This window comes from Polynucleobacter sp. MWH-HuK1 (assembly GCF_018881815.1).
Lineage (GTDB): Bacteria > Pseudomonadota > Gammaproteobacteria > Burkholderiales > Burkholderiaceae > Polynucleobacter.
Genome location: NZ_JACVPP010000001.1, coordinates 431,438 through 448,923, shown reverse-complemented (window position 1 = coordinate 448,923; position 17,486 = coordinate 431,438). Strand labels below are relative to the sequence as shown.

The 17,486-nt window shown below is 46.1% G+C and carries 19 protein-coding genes; 11 read left to right on the top strand and 8 right to left on the bottom strand.

Going from position 1 to position 17,486, the window contains the following annotated elements; genetic code table 11:
* Positions 1-54 precede the first annotated feature (54 nt).
* From ICE93_RS02410 to gatC, 5 genes are read right to left on the bottom strand one after another with little or no spacing between them, the layout of a single operon-like run.
* Positions 55-1,056, bottom strand: a complete 1,002-nt coding sequence (locus tag ICE93_RS02410) for a tyrosine recombinase XerC (protein ID WP_216185202.1) — start codon at positions 1,054-1,056, stop codon at positions 55-57.
* Positions 1,037-1,711 carry a DUF484 family protein gene (locus ICE93_RS02405; protein ID WP_216185199.1) on the bottom strand — a complete coding sequence of 225 codons (675 nt, stop codon included), beginning with the start codon at positions 1,709-1,711 and terminating at the stop codon, positions 1,037-1,039. The genes ICE93_RS02410 and ICE93_RS02405 overlap by 20 nt, the downstream gene beginning before the upstream one ends.
* A 35-nt stretch (positions 1,712-1,746) precedes the next feature.
* Complete coding sequence (gene gatB, locus ICE93_RS02400) at positions 1,747-3,219, bottom strand: Asp-tRNA(Asn)/Glu-tRNA(Gln) amidotransferase subunit GatB (protein ID WP_216185196.1); 1,473 nt, start codon at positions 3,217-3,219, stop codon at positions 1,747-1,749.
* Positions 3,216-4,733, bottom strand: a complete 1,518-nt coding sequence (gatA, locus tag ICE93_RS02395; RefSeq protein ID WP_216185193.1) for an Asp-tRNA(Asn)/Glu-tRNA(Gln) amidotransferase subunit GatA — start codon at positions 4,731-4,733, stop codon at positions 3,216-3,218. The genes gatB and gatA overlap by 4 nt, the downstream gene beginning before the upstream one ends.
* Positions 4,730-5,023 carry an Asp-tRNA(Asn)/Glu-tRNA(Gln) amidotransferase subunit GatC gene (gatC, locus tag ICE93_RS02390; protein WP_216185190.1) on the bottom strand — a complete coding sequence of 98 codons (294 nt, stop codon included), beginning with the start codon at positions 5,021-5,023 and terminating at the stop codon, positions 4,730-4,732. The genes gatA and gatC overlap by 4 nt, the downstream gene beginning before the upstream one ends.
* A gap of 61 nt (positions 5,024-5,084) precedes the next feature.
* Here gatC and ICE93_RS02385 point away from each other — a divergent pair, with 61 nt between their 5' ends.
* Genes ICE93_RS02385 through rodA form a run of 5 tightly spaced genes read left to right on the top strand, consistent with a single transcriptional unit; the run spans position 5,085 to position 10,655 of the window.
* Positions 5,085-6,128, top strand: a complete 1,044-nt coding sequence (locus ICE93_RS02385; RefSeq protein ID WP_216185187.1) for a rod shape-determining protein — start codon at positions 5,085-5,087, stop codon at positions 6,126-6,128.
* 24 nt (positions 6,129-6,152) lie between these two features.
* A complete protein-coding gene (mreC, locus tag ICE93_RS02380) occupies positions 6,153-7,085 on the top strand; it encodes a rod shape-determining protein MreC (protein WP_216185184.1) in 933 nt (310 codons plus the stop codon).
* Entirely contained in the window at positions 7,082-7,606 is a 525-nt protein-coding gene (gene mreD, locus ICE93_RS02375; protein WP_216185182.1) for a rod shape-determining protein MreD, read from the top strand. Before mreC ends, mreD begins: the two co-directional genes overlap by 4 nt.
* 8 nt (positions 7,607-7,614) lie before the next feature.
* The gene (mrdA, locus tag ICE93_RS02370; RefSeq protein WP_216185180.1) at positions 7,615-9,522 is read left to right on the top strand and encodes a penicillin-binding protein 2; all 1,908 of its coding nucleotides are present in this window, start codon (positions 7,615-7,617) and stop codon (positions 9,520-9,522) included.
* Positions 9,504-10,655: a rod shape-determining protein RodA gene (gene rodA, locus ICE93_RS02365; RefSeq protein ID WP_216185178.1), complete on the top strand. Its 1,152-nt coding sequence runs from the start codon at positions 9,504-9,506 to the stop codon at positions 10,653-10,655. The genes mrdA and rodA overlap by 19 nt, the downstream gene beginning before the upstream one ends.
* 90 nt (positions 10,656-10,745) lie before the next feature.
* Here rodA and ICE93_RS02360 read toward each other — a convergent pair whose 3' ends face one another.
* Both ICE93_RS02360 and ICE93_RS02355 read right to left on the bottom strand, forming a co-directional pair.
* The gene (locus ICE93_RS02360) at positions 10,746-11,066 is read right to left on the bottom strand and encodes an HU family DNA-binding protein (RefSeq protein ID WP_011903860.1); all 321 of its coding nucleotides are present in this window, start codon (positions 11,064-11,066) and stop codon (positions 10,746-10,748) included.
* Positions 11,067-11,143: 77 nt separating this feature from the next.
* Positions 11,144-11,509, bottom strand: a complete 366-nt coding sequence (locus ICE93_RS02355) for a hypothetical protein (RefSeq protein WP_216185176.1) — start codon at positions 11,507-11,509, stop codon at positions 11,144-11,146.
* A gap of 157 nt (positions 11,510-11,666) precedes the next feature.
* Between ICE93_RS02355 and ICE93_RS02350 the strand changes: the two genes are divergently transcribed.
* The gene (locus ICE93_RS02350; RefSeq protein WP_216188225.1) at positions 11,667-12,563 is read left to right on the top strand and encodes an aspartyl/asparaginyl beta-hydroxylase domain-containing protein; all 897 of its coding nucleotides are present in this window, start codon (positions 11,667-11,669) and stop codon (positions 12,561-12,563) included.
* Positions 12,564-12,577: 14 nt separating this feature from the next.
* Here ICE93_RS02350 and ICE93_RS02345 read toward each other — a convergent pair whose 3' ends face one another.
* Positions 12,578-12,874 carry a DUF167 domain-containing protein gene (locus ICE93_RS02345; RefSeq protein WP_216185174.1) on the bottom strand — a complete coding sequence of 99 codons (297 nt, stop codon included), beginning with the start codon at positions 12,872-12,874 and terminating at the stop codon, positions 12,578-12,580.
* A 22-nt stretch (positions 12,875-12,896) separates the two neighbouring features.
* Here ICE93_RS02345 and can point away from each other — a divergent pair, with 22 nt between their 5' ends.
* From can to ICE93_RS02320, 5 genes are read left to right on the top strand one after another with little or no spacing between them, the layout of a single operon-like run.
* Complete coding sequence (gene can, locus ICE93_RS02340; protein ID WP_216185172.1) at positions 12,897-13,568, top strand: carbonate dehydratase; 672 nt, start codon at positions 12,897-12,899, stop codon at positions 13,566-13,568.
* Position 13,569: 1 nt separating this feature from the next.
* Positions 13,570-14,469, top strand: a complete 900-nt coding sequence (locus tag ICE93_RS02335) for a lipid A biosynthesis acyltransferase (protein WP_216185170.1) — start codon at positions 13,570-13,572, stop codon at positions 14,467-14,469.
* Between the two features lie 25 nt (positions 14,470-14,494).
* Entirely contained in the window at positions 14,495-15,247 is a 753-nt protein-coding gene (locus ICE93_RS02330; RefSeq protein WP_216185167.1) for a metallophosphoesterase, read from the top strand.
* A 5-nt stretch (positions 15,248-15,252) separates the two neighbouring features.
* The gene (locus ICE93_RS02325) at positions 15,253-16,671 is read left to right on the top strand and encodes a protein kinase (protein WP_216185164.1); all 1,419 of its coding nucleotides are present in this window, start codon (positions 15,253-15,255) and stop codon (positions 16,669-16,671) included.
* 50 nt (positions 16,672-16,721) lie between these two features.
* Complete coding sequence (locus ICE93_RS02320; protein ID WP_216188223.1) at positions 16,722-17,459, top strand: pseudouridine synthase; 738 nt, start codon at positions 16,722-16,724, stop codon at positions 17,457-17,459.
* Positions 17,460-17,486 lie beyond the last annotated feature (27 nt).

Sequence of the window (17,486 nt, the reverse complement as noted above, 5' to 3'; positions counted from 1 at the left end):
AATCTAGAAGCCAAAGTTTCCCAAAGCAGGAAACCTTCTATCTTACCGAGTTCCTTAACCTTTGCCAGCCTTTGCGCGGGGATGCGCTTTATCGTATGCCTGGGCAAGATGTTGAAAATCTAGCGAGGTATAAATCTGGGTACTGGCGATGCTGGCGTGCCCTAACATCTCCTGAACTGCGCGCAAATCTTGGGATGATTGCAGCACATGACTTGCAAAACTATGCCGCATCATATGGGGGTGCACATGCGTTGGTAAGCCAGCGCGCATAGCCAAAGACCGTAAGCGCGCCTGCACTGTACGAGGCGATAAACGCTTGCCCGTTGCCGATAAAAACAAGGCAATGGAATCTTCCGCGTGACTACCAGCATACCGCTGCTCACGCCACGCCATAAGAGATTTCATGGCAGGCGCACCAACGGGAACAGAGCGTCTTTTGCCTCCCTTACCTAAAACTGTGACTTCGGCAGCATCCCAATCCAACCAACCAGCAGACTCATGTTGGCGATCTTTACTTTGCATCACATCAATTCCAAGGAGCTCTGAGAGACGCAAGCCCGACGAATAGAGCAAGTCAATAATTGCCGCATCCCGAATCGATTCCAGGTCCTTTTTTTCTTCTGCCTCTTTGACTGCTTGATTTACCAAGGCAAGTGCCTGTTCAACTGATAAGGCTTTGGGCAAAGACTTCAGGCGCTTTGGGGCCTTAACATCATCGACGGGATTGGCAATGAGCGTGCTTGTTAACTTGCCTGCACGCACATCACGTCGCGCATCTTTTTCACTCAGCCAGTCATACCAACCACGCCATGCAGATAGCGCTCTAGCTATGCTTCTTGAGGATTTGCCTTTGGAGTGTAAACGGCCCGCCCAACGACGCACATGGCCATTGCTTACTTTTAATAATTGAATATTGTCTTCAAGAGCAAAGTTTTGGAGGTCACTCAAATCCATGCCATACGCTTTGAGCGTATGTGGCGAGAGTTGGCGCAACACATGCAACTCATGCAAATACTCTTGCATGAGGGAATGAAGATCAGTCGCCTTTAATTTCATAAGCCTGGATGCGATCCAAAGCTGCGGCAGTTAATTCGGCAATCTGACGTAAATAGAACGCGCCCATATCAGCCGTAAAGCGTGATTCGTCTTTACTTGCCAGCAATAACACTGCGGGAGATTGATTGGCGCCAACGCTTTTACCCAGCGGCAGGCCAATAGCGACCATGCTTTGCCACTCAGGATCGATAGTCGTTTGACTAGCCAATAAGTCAATGCTGGCAGCAGCCAGTTCTTTTGCAGAGCCACACAAAGGTGTATCAACCCATGGACCAAAAGCAGAGTTTGGTGAGAGTAATTGCGCAGATTCCACCTCAAACACTTCTGCCAAACCAGAAGTAATCGCAGCCTCTACATCAGCTTTATTGTTTGCCTTCATTAGACGCAACAACCAAGCAACTAAGCTTTGTTGAGTTTTATCGTTACGGCTACCAAAGTGAAGCATCTCGCTTAAGCGGCGATTGAGCTCTTGGTTCTCTTTACGCAACACTGTCATCTGGCGCTCTTGCAAAGAAATCGCACGGTCTTCATGGGGGTGCTTAATTCGGATCTCATTAAAGAGATCAGCATAGCGCTCAAAAAAGCCTGGGGTTACACGCAACCACTCAGCAACCAACTCTTCCTGCTCAGCCTGTTTTGGATCTATTGCACTCATCAATTGCTTTCTAAATTTGTTCTTTTTACTTTTTATTAACCGAGCTTCTTACGCAAAAGTTCATTTACCTGACCAGGATTAGCCTTGCCTTGTGAGGCCTTCATGATCTGACCCACTAATGCATTAAATGCCTTCTCTTTGCCTGATCGGAACTCTTCTACGGACTTCTGATTGGCCGCCAATACTTGATCAATGATGGCCTCAATTGCGCCACTATCGCTAATTTGTTTCAAGCCCTTAACGTCAATCACTTGATCCACAGTGCTAATGGCTTTGCCTGCAACAGCCTCTTCCCAAAGAATCGCAAAGATGTCTTTAGCAATTTTGTTGGAGATGGTGCCATCCGCTACGCGAGTCAGCAATGGCGCCAAATGCTCTGCTTTTAATGGTGCATCTGCTGCTGCAATACCAGCACGATTTAATGACGATGCAAATTCACCAGCAATTAAATTTGCCGCAGCTTTTGCCAATTGCTTACCAACGATTGCCAATAGATCTTCAAATACTTTTGCTGTGTCGCGATCTTGCGTGAGCAACTGCACATCATAGGCACTTAAACCGAATTCGTTTTGCCACTGTTCACGTAATTGGGCCGGCAATGCAGGCATCTTGCTGCGCACTTCTGCAATCCATGCGTCATCAATGACTACCGGCAATAAATCAGGATCTGGGAAATAGCGATAGTCATTGGCGTCTTCTTTACTGCGCATGCTACGTGTTTCACCACGATCGGGATCGTACAAACGGGTTTCTTGAACAACAGTACCGCCGTCCTCAATTAGCTCAATTTGACGACGCACCTCGTATTGAATTGCCTCTTCCAAGAAGCGGAAGGAGTTCAGATTCTTGATTTCGCAACGGGTGCCAAACTCAGCTTGTCCCATAGGACGAACAGATACGTTTGCGTCACAACGGAATGAGCCTTCTTGCATATTGCCATCACAAACGCCAAGCCAAACTACCAGCCCATGCAGGGCTTTGGCATAGGCAACAGCCTCAGCAGCGCTGCGCATCACTGGTTCGGTCACGATTTCCAATAGGGGCGTACCTGCACGGTTTAAATCAATGCCGCTTGAAGGCTCGCCATGAGGACCAGTAAAACCTTCTTCGTGAACCGATTTACCAGCATCCTCTTCCATGTGGGCACGAGTGAGTTGCACCACTTTCACCTCATCGCCAACCAGAATTTCTACTTGGCCACCAACCACCACCGGAATTTCCATCTGGCTAATTTGATAGCCCTTTGGTAAGTCAGGATAGAAATAGTTTTTACGAGCAAAGATGCTTGCCGGTGAAATCTTTGCATTCACTGCTAAACCAAAACGAATCGCGTGCTCTACAGCTTGACGATTGAGTACTGGTAAAACACCAGGCAGCGCAAGATCAACCGCACATGCTTGTGTATTTGGCTGCGCACCAAAGCGCGTGCTTGCACCACTAAAAATTTTCGATTGTGTTTGTAGCTGTGCGTGGGTCTCTAGACCAATAACGACTTCCCATTGCATCATGCCACCTCACTTGCTTGACGCAAATGCCAATCACTGGCTTGCTGATATTGATGAGCCACTTGCAATAAGCGTGCTTCTGAAAAATAGTTGCCGATGAGTTGCATGCCTATGGGCAAGTTAATGGCATTAAATCCGCATGGAACACTCATTGCTGGCAGTCCCGCTAAGTTCGTTGAGAGCGTATAAATATCTTCTAAGTACATTTGTACAGGATCTTTTGATTTCTCCCCCAGGCGCCATGCTACATCAGGGGCTACGGGCCCTAAGATGACATCACACCGATTAAATGCTGCCTGGAAATCGGCCGCAATAATGCGACGAATTTTTTGTGCCTGTAGATAGTAAGCATCGTAGTAGCCATGACACAGAACATAAGTTCCAATCATGATGCGACGCTTTACTTCGGAACCAAAACCTTCTGTACGTGACTTTGCATACATGTCATTGAGGTCACGGTATTCATTTGCACGATAGCCGTAACGAACGCCATCAAAACGACTCAAATTACTCGATGCTTCTGCGGGCGCCAAAACGTAATACACAGGAATGGATAGTTTGGTTTTAGGTAAACTGACTTCAACCAAAGTGGCGCCTAAGTTTTCTAAAAGCTTGGAGGCTTCATTAACGGATTTAGCAACATCACTTGCTAAACCTTCAGCAAAAAATTCTCTTGGCAAACCAACACGTAAACCTTCCAGTGGTTTTGCTGAATTGTTATTTTCCTCTTTCCAATTTTGGTTGAGGTAACGACCGTAATCTTCTCCGGAGTCTGCTAAGGAAGTGGAGTCACGTGGATCATGCGAAGACATTGCTGAAAGTAGCAAAGCGCAATCTTCTGCGGTCTTACCCATTGGGCCCGCTTGATCAAGTGAAGATGCATAGGCGATCATGCCGTAACGAGATACGCGCCCATAACTGGGCTTAATTCCGGTTAAACCACAGAATGCGGCTGGCTGACGAATGGAGCCACCAGTATCGGTACCGGTAGCAATCGGCGCCAAGCCAGCAGCAACGGCTGCAGCAGAGCCACCAGAAGAGCCGCCGGCAACGTGCGCGGCATTCCAAGGATTTAAAACTGGTCCAAAGGCAGAGTTTTCGTTGGATGAACCCATCGCAAACTCATCCATATTGGTCTTGCCTAGGCAAACCATGCCAGCGCCATGGGGATGGTTTTCATCTGGAATTCCCAGATTAGCAACAACCGTTGCGTCGAACGGACTCTGGTATCCCTCCAAGATTTTGGAGGCTGCAGTTGACTTCCAGCCACGCGTTACAAAGACATCTTTGTGGGCCACGGGGATGCCGGTTAACTTGCCAGATTTGCCCGATGAAATCAACTGATCCGCTTTAGAAGCTTGCTCTAAGCTTAAGTGAGCATTCACATCAAGGTAGGCATTCCACTGCTTTCCAGCCTCAATGCGGTCCAAAAAGTACTGGGTCAACTCAGTGCTGGAGACTTCTTTTGCAGCCAGTGCTTTTGCCATTAAGGCAATAGGGGTCTCATGCCAACTCATTCGATCACCTTTGGTACGAGGAAGTAACCATCATGCTGTGCTGGAGCTGATTGCATGTTTTCAGCGCGATGATTTAATTCCGTGATCTGGTCTACACGCAGTGGCTGAGCCAAATCACGCAAAAATAGGATTGGGTGGGCCAAGGGCTCAAGGTCTGTTGTATCAACGGCCTGCATCTCCTCAACCAGAGAAAAAATAGCCTGCAATTGAGGCAAAACTGCCTCGGCTTCTGCCTGATTTAATTCAAGCTTAGAAAGGTGCGCAATGCGCTGGACGTCGTCGAGTTTCATGGGGTGCTAGAGTATCATTCCAATATATTTTTATTAACACTTTCTATTTTCCCACTTCATCATGTTTGGTTTCTTCCGCAATTACCTTTCCAATGACCTAGCCATCGACCTAGGAACCGCCAACACTTTAATTTATATGCGTGAGCGGGGTATTGTCCTAGATGAGCCATCTGTGGTGGCAATTCGCCAAGAAGGCGGTCCAAACGGCAAAAAGACCATTTTGGCTGTTGGCAAAGAGGCAAAAGCGATGTTAGGTCGCGTTCCAGGGAACATTGAGGCTATCCGCCCAATGAAAGATGGTGTTATTGCCGACTTCACGATTACCGAACAAATGCTCAAGCAATTTATCAAGCTCGTGCATGAAAGCAAATTATTAAAACCTAGCCCACGCATCATCATTTGCGTTCCTTGTGGTTCTACCCAAGTTGAACGTCGTGCGATTCGTGAATCTGCATTAGGTGCTGGTGCATCACAAGTATTCTTAATTGAAGAGCCGATGGCTGCTGCAATTGGCTCTGGCTTGCCAGTATCTGAAGCCGCCGGTTCGATGGTTGTCGACATTGGGGGTGGCACAACTGAAGTTGGCGTGATGTCATTAGGAGGCATGGTTTACAAAGGCTCCGTCCGTGTTGGTGGCGATAAGTTTGATGAAGCAATCACCAATTACATTCGTCGTAATTACGGTATGTTAATTGGCGAACAAACTGCTGAGTTAATTAAGAAAACAATTGGTTCTGCATTCCCTGGAGCAGAAGTGCGCGAACTGGAGGTAAAAGGTCGCAATCTATCCGAAGGCATCCCACGTAGCTTCACCGTTACGAGCAATGAAATTTTGGAGGCATTAACTGATCCATTGAATCAAATCGTGACTGCGGTAAAAGCCGCTCTCGAGCAGGTTCCGCCTGAGTTGGCGTCCGATATTGCTGAGCGCGGCATGATGCTCACGGGCGGCGGGGCTTTATTGCGCGACCTTGATCGCCTATTGCTTGAAGAGACTGGCTTGCCAATTCATGTTGCAGAAGATCCTTTAACTTGCGTGGCTCGTGGTTGCGGTATCGCACTTGAGCGCATGGATAAGTTAGGCGGAGTGTTCTCGCACGAGTAAGCGACATACACGTCGACCAGGGAATTGCAACATAGCGCTCCACCACTTTTCAGACAGGGCATTCCGGCCTTACTTAAACTGATTGTCTGTCTGTCGATCAGCATCGCTCTGATGCTGATCGATTTTCGTTTCAAAGCACTCGATCCCATTCGTAATAATGTGAATTGGATTTTGCGGCCACTTGAATATGTCATGATGGCACCCCGCAATGCTTTTGAAGCAACCTCAGAATATTTCACGACAAGAGCAACTCTTGATCAAGAAAACCATGCAATGAAAGCTCGACAAGCTGAGCTTTCATTGCTAGCAAACCAATCTGAATTTTTGCTGGTGGAAAATCAAAACCTACGCGAGCTGATGACCTTACAAAAACAAGTATCGTTCAAAACACTACCGGTAGAAATTCTATTTAATCCGCCCAATCCAATTTCCCAACGTATTGTGATTAATCGCGGTATCAACGATGGCCTCAAGCTTGGCAACCCGATAGCCAATGATTCCGGGATATTAGGTCAGGTTGTGCGTCTTTATGAGCGCTCAGCCGAGGTTTCCCTCCTGGAAGACCGAGATTTTTCGGTTCCTGTCCAGGTAGCTCGAAATGGCCTACGTGCTGCCGTTTTTGGGGCGGGACGCGGCAATCCATTGGAGCTTCGTTATTTACCGGTAGCCAGCGATCTGGAAGTGGGTGATATTTTGCTAACCTCGGGAATTGATGGGGTTTATCCGCCAGGTTTTGCGGTGGCAGTAATTAGCAAAATTGAACGTAATGTGGATAAAAATTCATCCAACGTATTTTGCGTACCAGTTGCCGCAGTCAATCGCTATCGACAAGCGCTTGCCTTTTTGTATGATCCACAGTTTGATGCAAATGCGCCAGTGAACACCAAATCCGCGAATGGTGCGCCACTCACCAATACACCTGGAAGACGCCAAACTCGTGCGCGAGGAATGCAATGATCGATTTTCAAAGCGGCTACATTCTGCGCCCTGTTAGCCCCGTCTTCATTTATTTCAGCTTATTTTGTGCGCTGCTGTTAAATCTATTGCCGATTGGCAACTATGGCTGGGTACCCGACTGGTTGATTTTGTGCATTGTGTTTTGGAATATTCATCAACATCGGTACGTCAATGTAATTACTGCTTTTGTTCTCGGCCTAATAATGGATGTTCACAACTCAGACATACTAGGTTTACACGCCTTTAGTTATTCGCTCGTTGCTTATGTGGCAATCTCCTGGCACCGTCGTATTGTGGCGCTCACATTATCCTCGCAAGCTTTGCATCTACTGCCAATTTTCTTATTAGTATCGCTTTTTCCCGTATTCGCTCATTGGCTCCTAAGCGGAGAGCTGTATTGGTGGGCACTGACTGGTGTAATGCAGGCGCTAATTGAAACAATGCTCTGGCCGATTGCCACGCGCATCTTATTGGCGCCCCAGCGGCGCCCTATAGACGTTGATCACAATCGACCCCTCTAAGAGGCAGCATGGTTTCTTTTAAAAAACCGGATCTCGACTCATTCCAAGAGCGAATTCATATTGCGACGCTATTTGTCACGTTTTGTTTTTTGCTACTCATTACTCGCCTTGTATGGTTGCAACTCATTAGTCATGGCAAATATGCACTCCTAGCAGAAAGCAATCGCATTGCTTTAGTGCCTGCGCCAGCAAACCGTGGTCTTTTAATTGATCGCAATGGCATTGTAATTGGCAGAAATTACTCCGCTCTCACTCTGGACGTGAATGCCGAAGAAGTCAAAGGCAATGTAGATCAGCTCATCAATGAACTTTCTGAAATTATCGATATTTCCCCGGGGGATCGTCGTAATTTCAAACGCTCACTGGAGGATTCGCGCAATATGGGCACCTTTCCCCTACGCTCGATGCTCAATGAAGCCGAAACAGCGCGCTTTATGGCCAATCGTTACCGCTTCCCTGGAGTAGAAATTCGCGCCAGGAGCTTTCGAGAGTACCCATACAACGAATTAGCCTCTCATTTGATTGGCTATATTGGCCGCGCTTCTCAGAAAGATAAAGAGCGCATGCAGGCCGAAATCGAGGGCGCCAAGGCCGATGATCCGGATGCTTTGCAAGCCTCTTTTCTGCCAGGCATTCAGTATGTAGGCAAGATCGGTTTAGAGCAAAGCTATGAAACCGTATTACGCGGCGTTCCTGGATACGATCAAGTAGAAATTACTGCGGGCGGCAAGCCGGTGCGCACCATTGCAAGCTCGCCATCCGTTCCCGGTAAAAATATAGTGCTCTCGGTAGATATCAAGTTGCAATATTTAGTGGAGCAACTCTATGGTAATTTCCGTGGTGCATTTGTTGCCATTGAACCAGAAACAGGTGATGTATTGGCGTTTGTTTCCAAACCCAACTTCAATCCCAATGATTTTGTTGAGGGCATTGATTCTGTGACCTGGAAAGAGCTCAATGACTCACCACAAAAGCCGCTCTATAACCGTCCACTGAAAGGCATCTACCCACCAGGTTCAACTTACAAACCTTTCATGGCACTAGCGGCTCTAGAAAATAAAAAGCGTACGCCATCACAAACCATCTCCGATCCTGGTTACTTTGAATTTGGCAATCACACTTTCCGCGATGACAAAAAAGGTGGTCATGGCATTGTGGATATGCAAAAGTCAATTGTTGAATCTTGCGATACCTATTACTACTTGCTTGCTCGTGATATGGGCGTCAACATGATGCATGACTTTATGAAGCCACTTGGCTTTGGTCAAATTACTGGCATTGATTTACAAGGCGAAGCAAGAGGCGTTCTACCATCTACCGAGTGGAAGAAAAATACTTTTAAAAAGCCGGAACAGCAAAAATGGTACGAAGGCGAAACCATTTCTCTCGGCATTGGTCAGGGCTATAACGCGTTTACTATTTTGCAGTTAGCACATGCCATGGCGAACGTTGCTAATAATGGCATTGTGATGAAGCCGCACTTAGTAAAAGCAATTGAAGATCCATTCACACGAAACAGAGTGCTCACAACACCCAAAGAAAGTTATCGCATAGATCTCAACGCAGAAAATATTGAAGTCATTAAGAAGGCAATGCTTGAGGTAAATATATCAGGCACCTCTGCTGCTGCATTTAAAGGTACCGGCTATCAAGTTGGTGGAAAAACAGGGACCGCACAAGTCTTTAGCTTGAACTCGAAAGAATATAAACATAGTGCCACTGCAGAATACTTGCGTGACCATGCTTTATACATAGCTTTTGCCCCTGTAGACAAGCCAACTATTGTGATTGCGATGGTTGTGGAAAACGCCGGCTTTGGCGCACAGTATGCAGCGCCAATTGCGCGTAAAGCACTGGACTACTATATTGAGGGCAAGTGGCCTAAGGAGATTCCTGAATGGAAAAGAGCCCCTTAATTAAAGTTAAAGGATTTTTCATTAGCATCTTTGCTGGATTAGATCGCCAGTTAGGCCTTATTCTACTTGGCTTAGCGGCCGTTGGCTTTTTTACTTTTTTATCAGCAAGCCAAAATACCCCCGTACAAATTGCAGAAGAGCTACGCAATCTTGCGCTCTCATTTGTGGTGATGTGGATCGTTTCGCGCATACCGCCAAAATGGTTGGAGATGGGTGCAGTTTGGATTTATGGATTTGGAGTTGCTCTTTTAATTGCAGTAGCTGCATTTGGATTAATCAAAAAAGGTGCGCGTCGCTGGCTCAATATTGGGGTTGTGATTCAGCCATCTGAAATTATGAAAATTGCAATGCCACTCATGCTTGCTTGGTATTTTCAAAGGCGTGAGGGTATTCAAAAAAATTGGGACTATGCGGTTGCCGCCATTATTTTGGCAATCCCTGTTTTTTTAATTGCACGTCAGCCCGATCTAGGAACTGCTCTCTTAGTTTTTGCTGCAGGACTTTACGTCATTATTTTGGGTGGCCTGCCTTGGAAATGGATTCTGCCTTTTGTTGCCTTAGGCGTTATTGGCATTTTGCTAATTGTTATTTTCGGCAACAACATCTGTGCACATGATGTAGTTTGGCCACTTGTACATAATTATCAAAAGCATCGCGTTTGCACTTTGCTAGATCCAACTAGCGATCCATTAGGCAAAGGTTTTCACACCATTCAATCCATGATTGCGATCGGCTCAGGCGGATTCTTTGGTAAGGGCTGGTTTCAGGGAACTCAGGCACATTTAGAATTTATTCCGGAAAAACATACCGACTTTGTGTTTGCTGTTTTCTCTGAAGAGTTTGGCCTATTAGGCAATCTAGTATTGCTTGCACTTTTCTTTGCCCTCATTAGAAGAGGGCTTGCGATCTCTGCAAGTGCGCCCAATTTATTTACCCGACTATTGGGTGCTGCAGTCACATTGATTTTCTTTACTTATGCTTTTGTAAACATCGGCATGGTGAGCGGTCTATTGCCCGTCGTAGGGGTGCCGTTACCATTTATTAGCTACGGTGGTACTGCACTAGTTACCCTGGGGTTTGGTGCGGGCATATTAATGAGCATTCATCGTCACCGCCGCTTAGTGCAAAGTTAACTCAATAATATTTTGCGCTCCCCTTTGCACAGAACATTGTATTAACAAAAAAGCCCGGCATGCCGGGCTTTTTTGTTAATACAGGAAGAATTACTTCTTACGCTTGTTAACTGAATCCTTAAATGCTTTGCCAGCAGAAAACTTAACAGTTTTTGCGGCAGCGATTTTGAGCGGCTCGCCAGTTTTTGGGTTGCGGCCCATACGTGCAGCGCGCTTACCAGAAGCGAAAGTACCAAAGCCGATAAGCTGTACTGAGTCACCTTTAGTAACAGCTTTGATGATTGTGTCGATAGCAGAATTCAATGCGAATTCAGCTTTGGCTTTAGAAATCTCCGCGTCGTCAGCAATAGCTGCGATTAGTTCGGCTTTGTTCAAGTGAAGCTCCTTATAGATATTGATGTCAGCGCACATTACGCTTACATGATTTTAACCACAAAAAATTACAAAAATAAAGTTGCGTTACAGCAATTTTTTAATACGACTACAAACTACTCATCCAAAACTACGACATCAGAAACAAAATACTCCGTATCGCCAAAACAGGTTGTCGGCAAGCCGATGTGTTGCTCATACCTGAGGGCAACTTTTTTTCCTAAATTAGCATTTATTTTTTGCGCTACAGCATCTTCACGCACCGTAAAGAGGAATTTTTCTGACATGGTGCCTGGCATAGAAACCATGGCCAATTCACCCTCCCAGGTTTTGCATACGTAGCCGCGATTAGAGAATTTCTGCACATATCCAGCTCGCTCGCCACTTCCGTAGCTCCAATTGAGCATCGCCCATGTATAGACTGAAACGCCCGCTAACCCAATTAAAACAAGGCTTAAGAGCCATTTTATAAAGCTATTCATCAGAATTTCCTTGGTAAATCACCACACAAACCCTAAGCGGGTACTTAAATCTTCTATAGAAAGTATATGAGCATCTAGTTGCGAGAAATACTCTATTTGAGGCCAGGATCCAAATTAAAATGTCCATCACTACCTTAAATAGACAAAACATATGGAAATTCGCCACATCATCTTTTTTATTTTTGTAGCATCTGCTATTTACGTCTATTTCAGGGGAAAGGTGCGTTTTGGCGTAGTAAGATCCCTTACGGACTACCAGGTACTTCTAGCGCCAGTAAATACCTTGCTGTATCTTTTTTCAAAAGTGAAGGCCAGCGCCTTTATTCCAGTTAGCCAATTTCCCGAGATGAGGCCTATTCAAGAGAATTGGGAAACCATACGCCAGGAGGCGCTTTCTCTTCAGGAGGGTGGGTCTATTGCAGCGGCTACTGGTTATAACGACATTGGCTTTAATTCATTCTTTCGCACCGGCTGGAAGCGTTTTCACCTTTGCTGGTACGGAAAAGAGGTGCCGTCAGCGCAAGCCAAATGCCCGAAAACAGTTGCCCTACTGAAATCAATCCCCTCAGTCAAAGCGGCCATGTTCGCGTCGCTACCACCCGGAGCAACTTTGGTGCGGCACAGAGACCCCTATGCCGGGTCCTTGCGCTATCACATTGGTCTATCCACGCCCAACAACCCCAAGTGCTTTATTGATGTGGACGGCGAGCGCTATCACTGGAAAGATGGTGAAGCGGTGATGTTTGATGAAACTTACATTCACTTTGCCGCCAATGAAACTGATCAGCAGAGGATCATTTTGTTTTGCGATGTTGAGCGCCCTGTTTACACCAAAGTTGTTGAATTATTCAATCGCTGGTTTGGGCAATACGTTATGAGCGCAGCCTCCTCTCAAAACGTAGAAGGTGAAAAAGTTGGGTTTGTAAACGTCTTATTTACCTATTTTTACCAACTTCGCGCACAAGCAAAAAAACTAAAAGCAAAACATCGCACCGTTTATTACGTAGGTAAATGGGTGCTCATTCTGGGAATTTTGTGGGCTATTTTTTGGTAGGCTGAGACATAGAGCTAGGGGCTTAATAGCTGAACAATTTGCTCTGGACTAATGGGCCCCCAAATTTCCACTCTTTTCTTGCGGCTATTTTGACCAGAGACAAATTGAATTTGCTTCTGAGGCACTCTTAATTGCTTAGAAAGCCAGGCCAATAAAAGTTCATTTGCCTTGTTTTCAAGGGCAGGAGCCTGTAGAGAAATTTTTAAACAGCCATCATGCAGGCCCACTACCTTGGTTTGTTTTGCGCCTGGCTGGCAATGCAAATTTAGGATGATTCCAGTGGGAGTTTGTTTTAACCAAATAGGCGTCATCAAAGTACTTTAAACTGAAACCATGACGATAAAGAATTCTCAAGCTTTAGAGCAGCTATTTTCAAACAATCGCACCTGGGCCGAAAGTATGGTGGCCAAGGATGCCAACTTCTTTAAGCGCTTAGTTTCTCAACAGGCTCCAGAGTATCTTTGGATAGGCTGCTCTGATAGTCGAGTGCCGGCAAATGACATTGTCAATTTATTGCCGGGTGAATTATTTGTGCATCGAAATGTTGCAAACGTAGTTGTCCATACAGACTTAAACTGCTTATCGGTTATTCAATTCGCAATTGATTTACTTAAGGTGAAGCACATATTGGTAGTGGGCCATTACGGATGCTCTGGCGTGCATGCAGCATTAACAGATAGAAGGGTTGGTCTTGCCGATAACTGGTTGCGTCACGTTAAAGATGTGCATCAAAAACATGAGCGCTATCTAGGTGACATGATTCCAACCCCAAAACGTCAAGATCGATTATGCGAGCTTAACGTAATTGAGCAGGTGGTGAACGTTTGTGAAACTACCATCGTGCAAGATGCATGGGCACGGGGACAAGATCTAACGGTTCACGGCTGGGCTTATCGACTTGAGACTGGTCTTGTCAATGACCTAGGGATGTCAAGCAGCTCCATCGAAGAAATGACTGAGCGCTATGCGAAGTCAGTAAAGCGTTACGAACTAGCGCAAAATTAATTTGCTCAAATCCTTTTCTAACCATGTAGGCGTTGCACTACTCAAGCTTCTTGCGCTACTACCTTATAGATTGTTGGTTGTGATTGGTTATGGGCTTGGCTTTATAGCCGCTCGCATTCCCGGTGATAGAAACCGAGTGGTTAAAACCAATCTGCGACTATGCTTTCCGCAATTAAGCTCGGCAGAAATTGATAGCTTAAGCAAACAACATTGGCGTCTGCTCGGCCGTAGCCTTGTAGAAAAAAGCATTATTTGGTGCGGCAGCTCAAAACAATTGAGCAATATGATCGAGGTGAAATCGGCCGTAGATCTCTCCAGCAATAAACCTCGCCTCTTGGTGAATATGCACTTCACCGGAATTGAAGGTAGCATTATTTTGAGCGCGCTAAGCAAAGAAAAGCACTGGCCCCGCACCTCTGGGTTTTTTCAAAGAATGAAAAATCCGTTTTTTAATAAAAAAATTGTTGGGTGGCGCAATCGTTTTGGTGGCAACTCTATTGATAGACAGGGAAATATTAAAGCCATCATTCGAGAAATTCGCAATGGTGACTTCATCATTATTGCGCCGGATATTGATTTAGGTCTCAAAGATTCTGAGTTCGTACCATTTTTCGGAATTCAAACCAATACGATCACCACGATTTCTCGCTTAGCCAAAATTACTGGCGCCGAGGTGTGTCTAATGACAACCACATTGAAAGCAGATGAATCTGGATATCTATGTGAAATTGGAAAACCATTAGAAAATTTTCCCGGGGAAGATCCAAAATCAGATACTGCTCGTCTTAACCAATACTTTGAGGATGAAATTCGACTGCGCCCAGCGGAATACTATTGGGTTCACAAGCGCTTCAAAAACCGTCCTGATAACGGCCCAAGCCCCTATAACCCTTCTATCTAGAGGCCTTTTGTCCTATCATTAAGGGATGACTGAACGTATTGGGCTATTTGCCGACCTCCACAGTAATTTAGAGGCTTTTGAAGCCTGTATGGCTCGCGCCGAGGAGCTAGGGGTAACTCGGATGGTTTTCTTGGGTGACCTCGTGGGCTATAACGCCGACCCTGTAGCGCTTGTTGATCGTATTGCCGATCTCGTTGATAACAAAAAAGCAATTGCCATTCTTGGTAATCATGATGAAGCTGTATTTAAGGACAGTCGCAGTCAAATGAACTCCAGTGCAAATGCTGCTATTGAATGGACTAAGTCTCAGCTTAATTCTGGCCATGTAGAGTTCCTGAAAAATCTTCCACTCATGGCTCAAGAAGATCAGATTTGTTTTGTCCATGCCTCCGCACATAATCCTGCCGACTGGAACTACATCACCGACAGCATGAGCGCTTGGCGCTGTGTACAAAATTCAGGGAAAAATTACACCTTTGTTGGTCATGCGCACGAACAAGCTTTGTTTTATCAAAGTGCCGTTGGCAAACTCATACGTTTTGCGCCGCATCCCGGCGATGAAATTCCTGTACTACATCATCGCCAATGGGTTGGAGTTGTAGGTTCGTTAGGACAACCCAGGGATGGCAATCCAGAGGCATGTTTTGCGGTTTTTGAACCCGAAGCAGAAATGCTCACGTTTCACCGCACCCCTTACGATCACTTTGCTGCTGCCGACAAAGTCCGTCGCGCTGGACTACCAGAAGATCTGGCTAATCGCCTCATTACAGGCAAGTAAATCTAATGGCTATTAATACCGACATTGAAGCAGTAGACGATATATTTCAAGAAGGCAAGGTAGTTGATGGATTTACTCTGGGCAAAGAGGTGCATCGCGGCGGAATGGCCAGCCTTTTTTCAGCAACCAAAGAAGGTGTTGATGTACCCATTCTACTAAAGATTCCACGTGTTGGCAGAGACCAGCCGGTTGAGAGCTTGATCGGATTTGAAACTGAACTGACAATCCTGCGCTCGCTTAAAAGCCCCTACGTTCCTAAATATTTGGGGTCCGGTAATATGGCTACACGCCCTTATATCGCAATGGAAAGAGTTGAAGGACGACCCCTCGAGGACTACATCAAAGAAGGTAAAGTTTTCACGATCGATGAAGTTGTTCGCATTGGAGCGGATCTTGCGCAAGCAGTTCAATCGCTTCACTCTCAGGATGCAATTCACCTAGATATCAAGCCTGAAAATATTTTGGTTGATGACAAAGGAAAGCTAACGCTCATTGATTTTGGCTTATCGCACCATGCTCGCTATCCAGATTTACTTGCAGAAGAAATGCGTAAAGGCGTCGGGTCTGCACCTTATATCTCACCCGAGCAAGTAGCCGGAATTCGATCAGATTCGCGTAGTGATATTTTTTCTATCGGCGCAATCATGTATGAATTGCTGACTGGTGAACTACCATTTGGCAACCCGCAAACGATGAGTGGCCTACGGAGACGAATGTGGGCTGAGCCGTTTCCACCACGCGCAATTCGTAGAGAGATTCCGCGCTGGCTTCAAGAGGTGGTGTTGAGATGTCTAGAGCCTCGTGCAGCTGATCGCTACCAAAGCGCCTCTCGCTTACGACAAGTATTGCGTGATCCCGAGGGCGTAACACTTACCGAACGGGCAGATCGTGTAGAGCCGCCTAGTTTTTGGCAAAACCTTAAAGGCATGTTCAAAGCTGCCGGCTATGAACCCTCACCGAGTCCACGTCCAAGTATGGGCAACTTTGATGCGCCTCTGATGATTGCTGCAATAGATACACGCCAATCTGATGAAGACTTAAGAGAGCGCATGCAAATTACAGCGAAAAACTTACTGCATGCCTATCCCGAAAGCCGATTGGTTTGCTTGAGCACCATTAGCAGCACCCCAACATTTGAGGGCAACCAAGAAAATGAAACCGCCAGCGGAATTGTGCGCGGTCATTTAGTACAGTTGATGGATTGGGCCAAACCACTGAAGCTGCCACCAGAGAGAATCTCTTATCACGTGCTAGAGGCGCTTGATCCCGCCTCACGGATTGTTGAGTTCGCCAAAGATAATGATGCATCCCTCATTCTGATTGGTGCATCACATAAGCTTCCCAACAAGGTAACCCCTTGGAGAACATCGATGACCAAGATTGTCGAAGAGGCCCCCTGCAGCGTTCATATTGTCAGAACTTAAGATGATTTCCATTGCCTCACCATGGGCAGTAATTGACGGATAATGCAGGCATGGAAGAAAAAGTACGCGTCTCAAAATTACTCTCAGAGCTAGGCCTATGCTCACGTCGTGAAGCAGACTCATATATTGAACAGGGTCTAGTAACAGTAGATGGGGAAGTGGTTAATGAATTAGGTGTTCGCGCTTTTCGTCATCAAAAAATTGAGCTGCAATCTGGCGCTAAGGCGCAACAAGCTTCTCGTATCACAGTAATTTTGAATAAGCCAGTTGGATATATTTCTCATTACGATGATGAACAAGAATATCAACCTGCAGCCTCTTTAATCACTCCCGAAAATTACTTTGCCAGTCCATTCGATAAAGGTAGAAGTCCGCGCTTCAATACAAAAGGGCTAGCGCCCGCTGGAAGATTAGACATCGACTCTACTGGCATGTTGGTTCTGACTCAAGATGGCCGTATTGCTAAATTATTGATCGGCGAAAATAGTCCGATCGAAAAAGAATATTTAGTGCGCGTTGAAGGTCTCCTTTCTTTTGAAGATTTAGACCGCCTAAGACATGGTCTCTCGCTAGATGGCGTAGAACTTAAGCCAGCACAAGTAAGTTGGCAAAACGAAGATCAGCTTCGCTTTGTTTTGCGTGAAGGTCGTAAGCGTCAAATTCGCAGAATGTGTGAAATGGTAGGTCTTAAGGTGTTGGGTCTCAAGCGCGTCAGAATGGGTCGCATCTCGTTAGGCCCCCTACCTCCAGGCCAATGGCGCTACCTAAGGCCTGAAGAGCAATTCTGAAGCCTCACGCCCGCTTATAATTGCGAC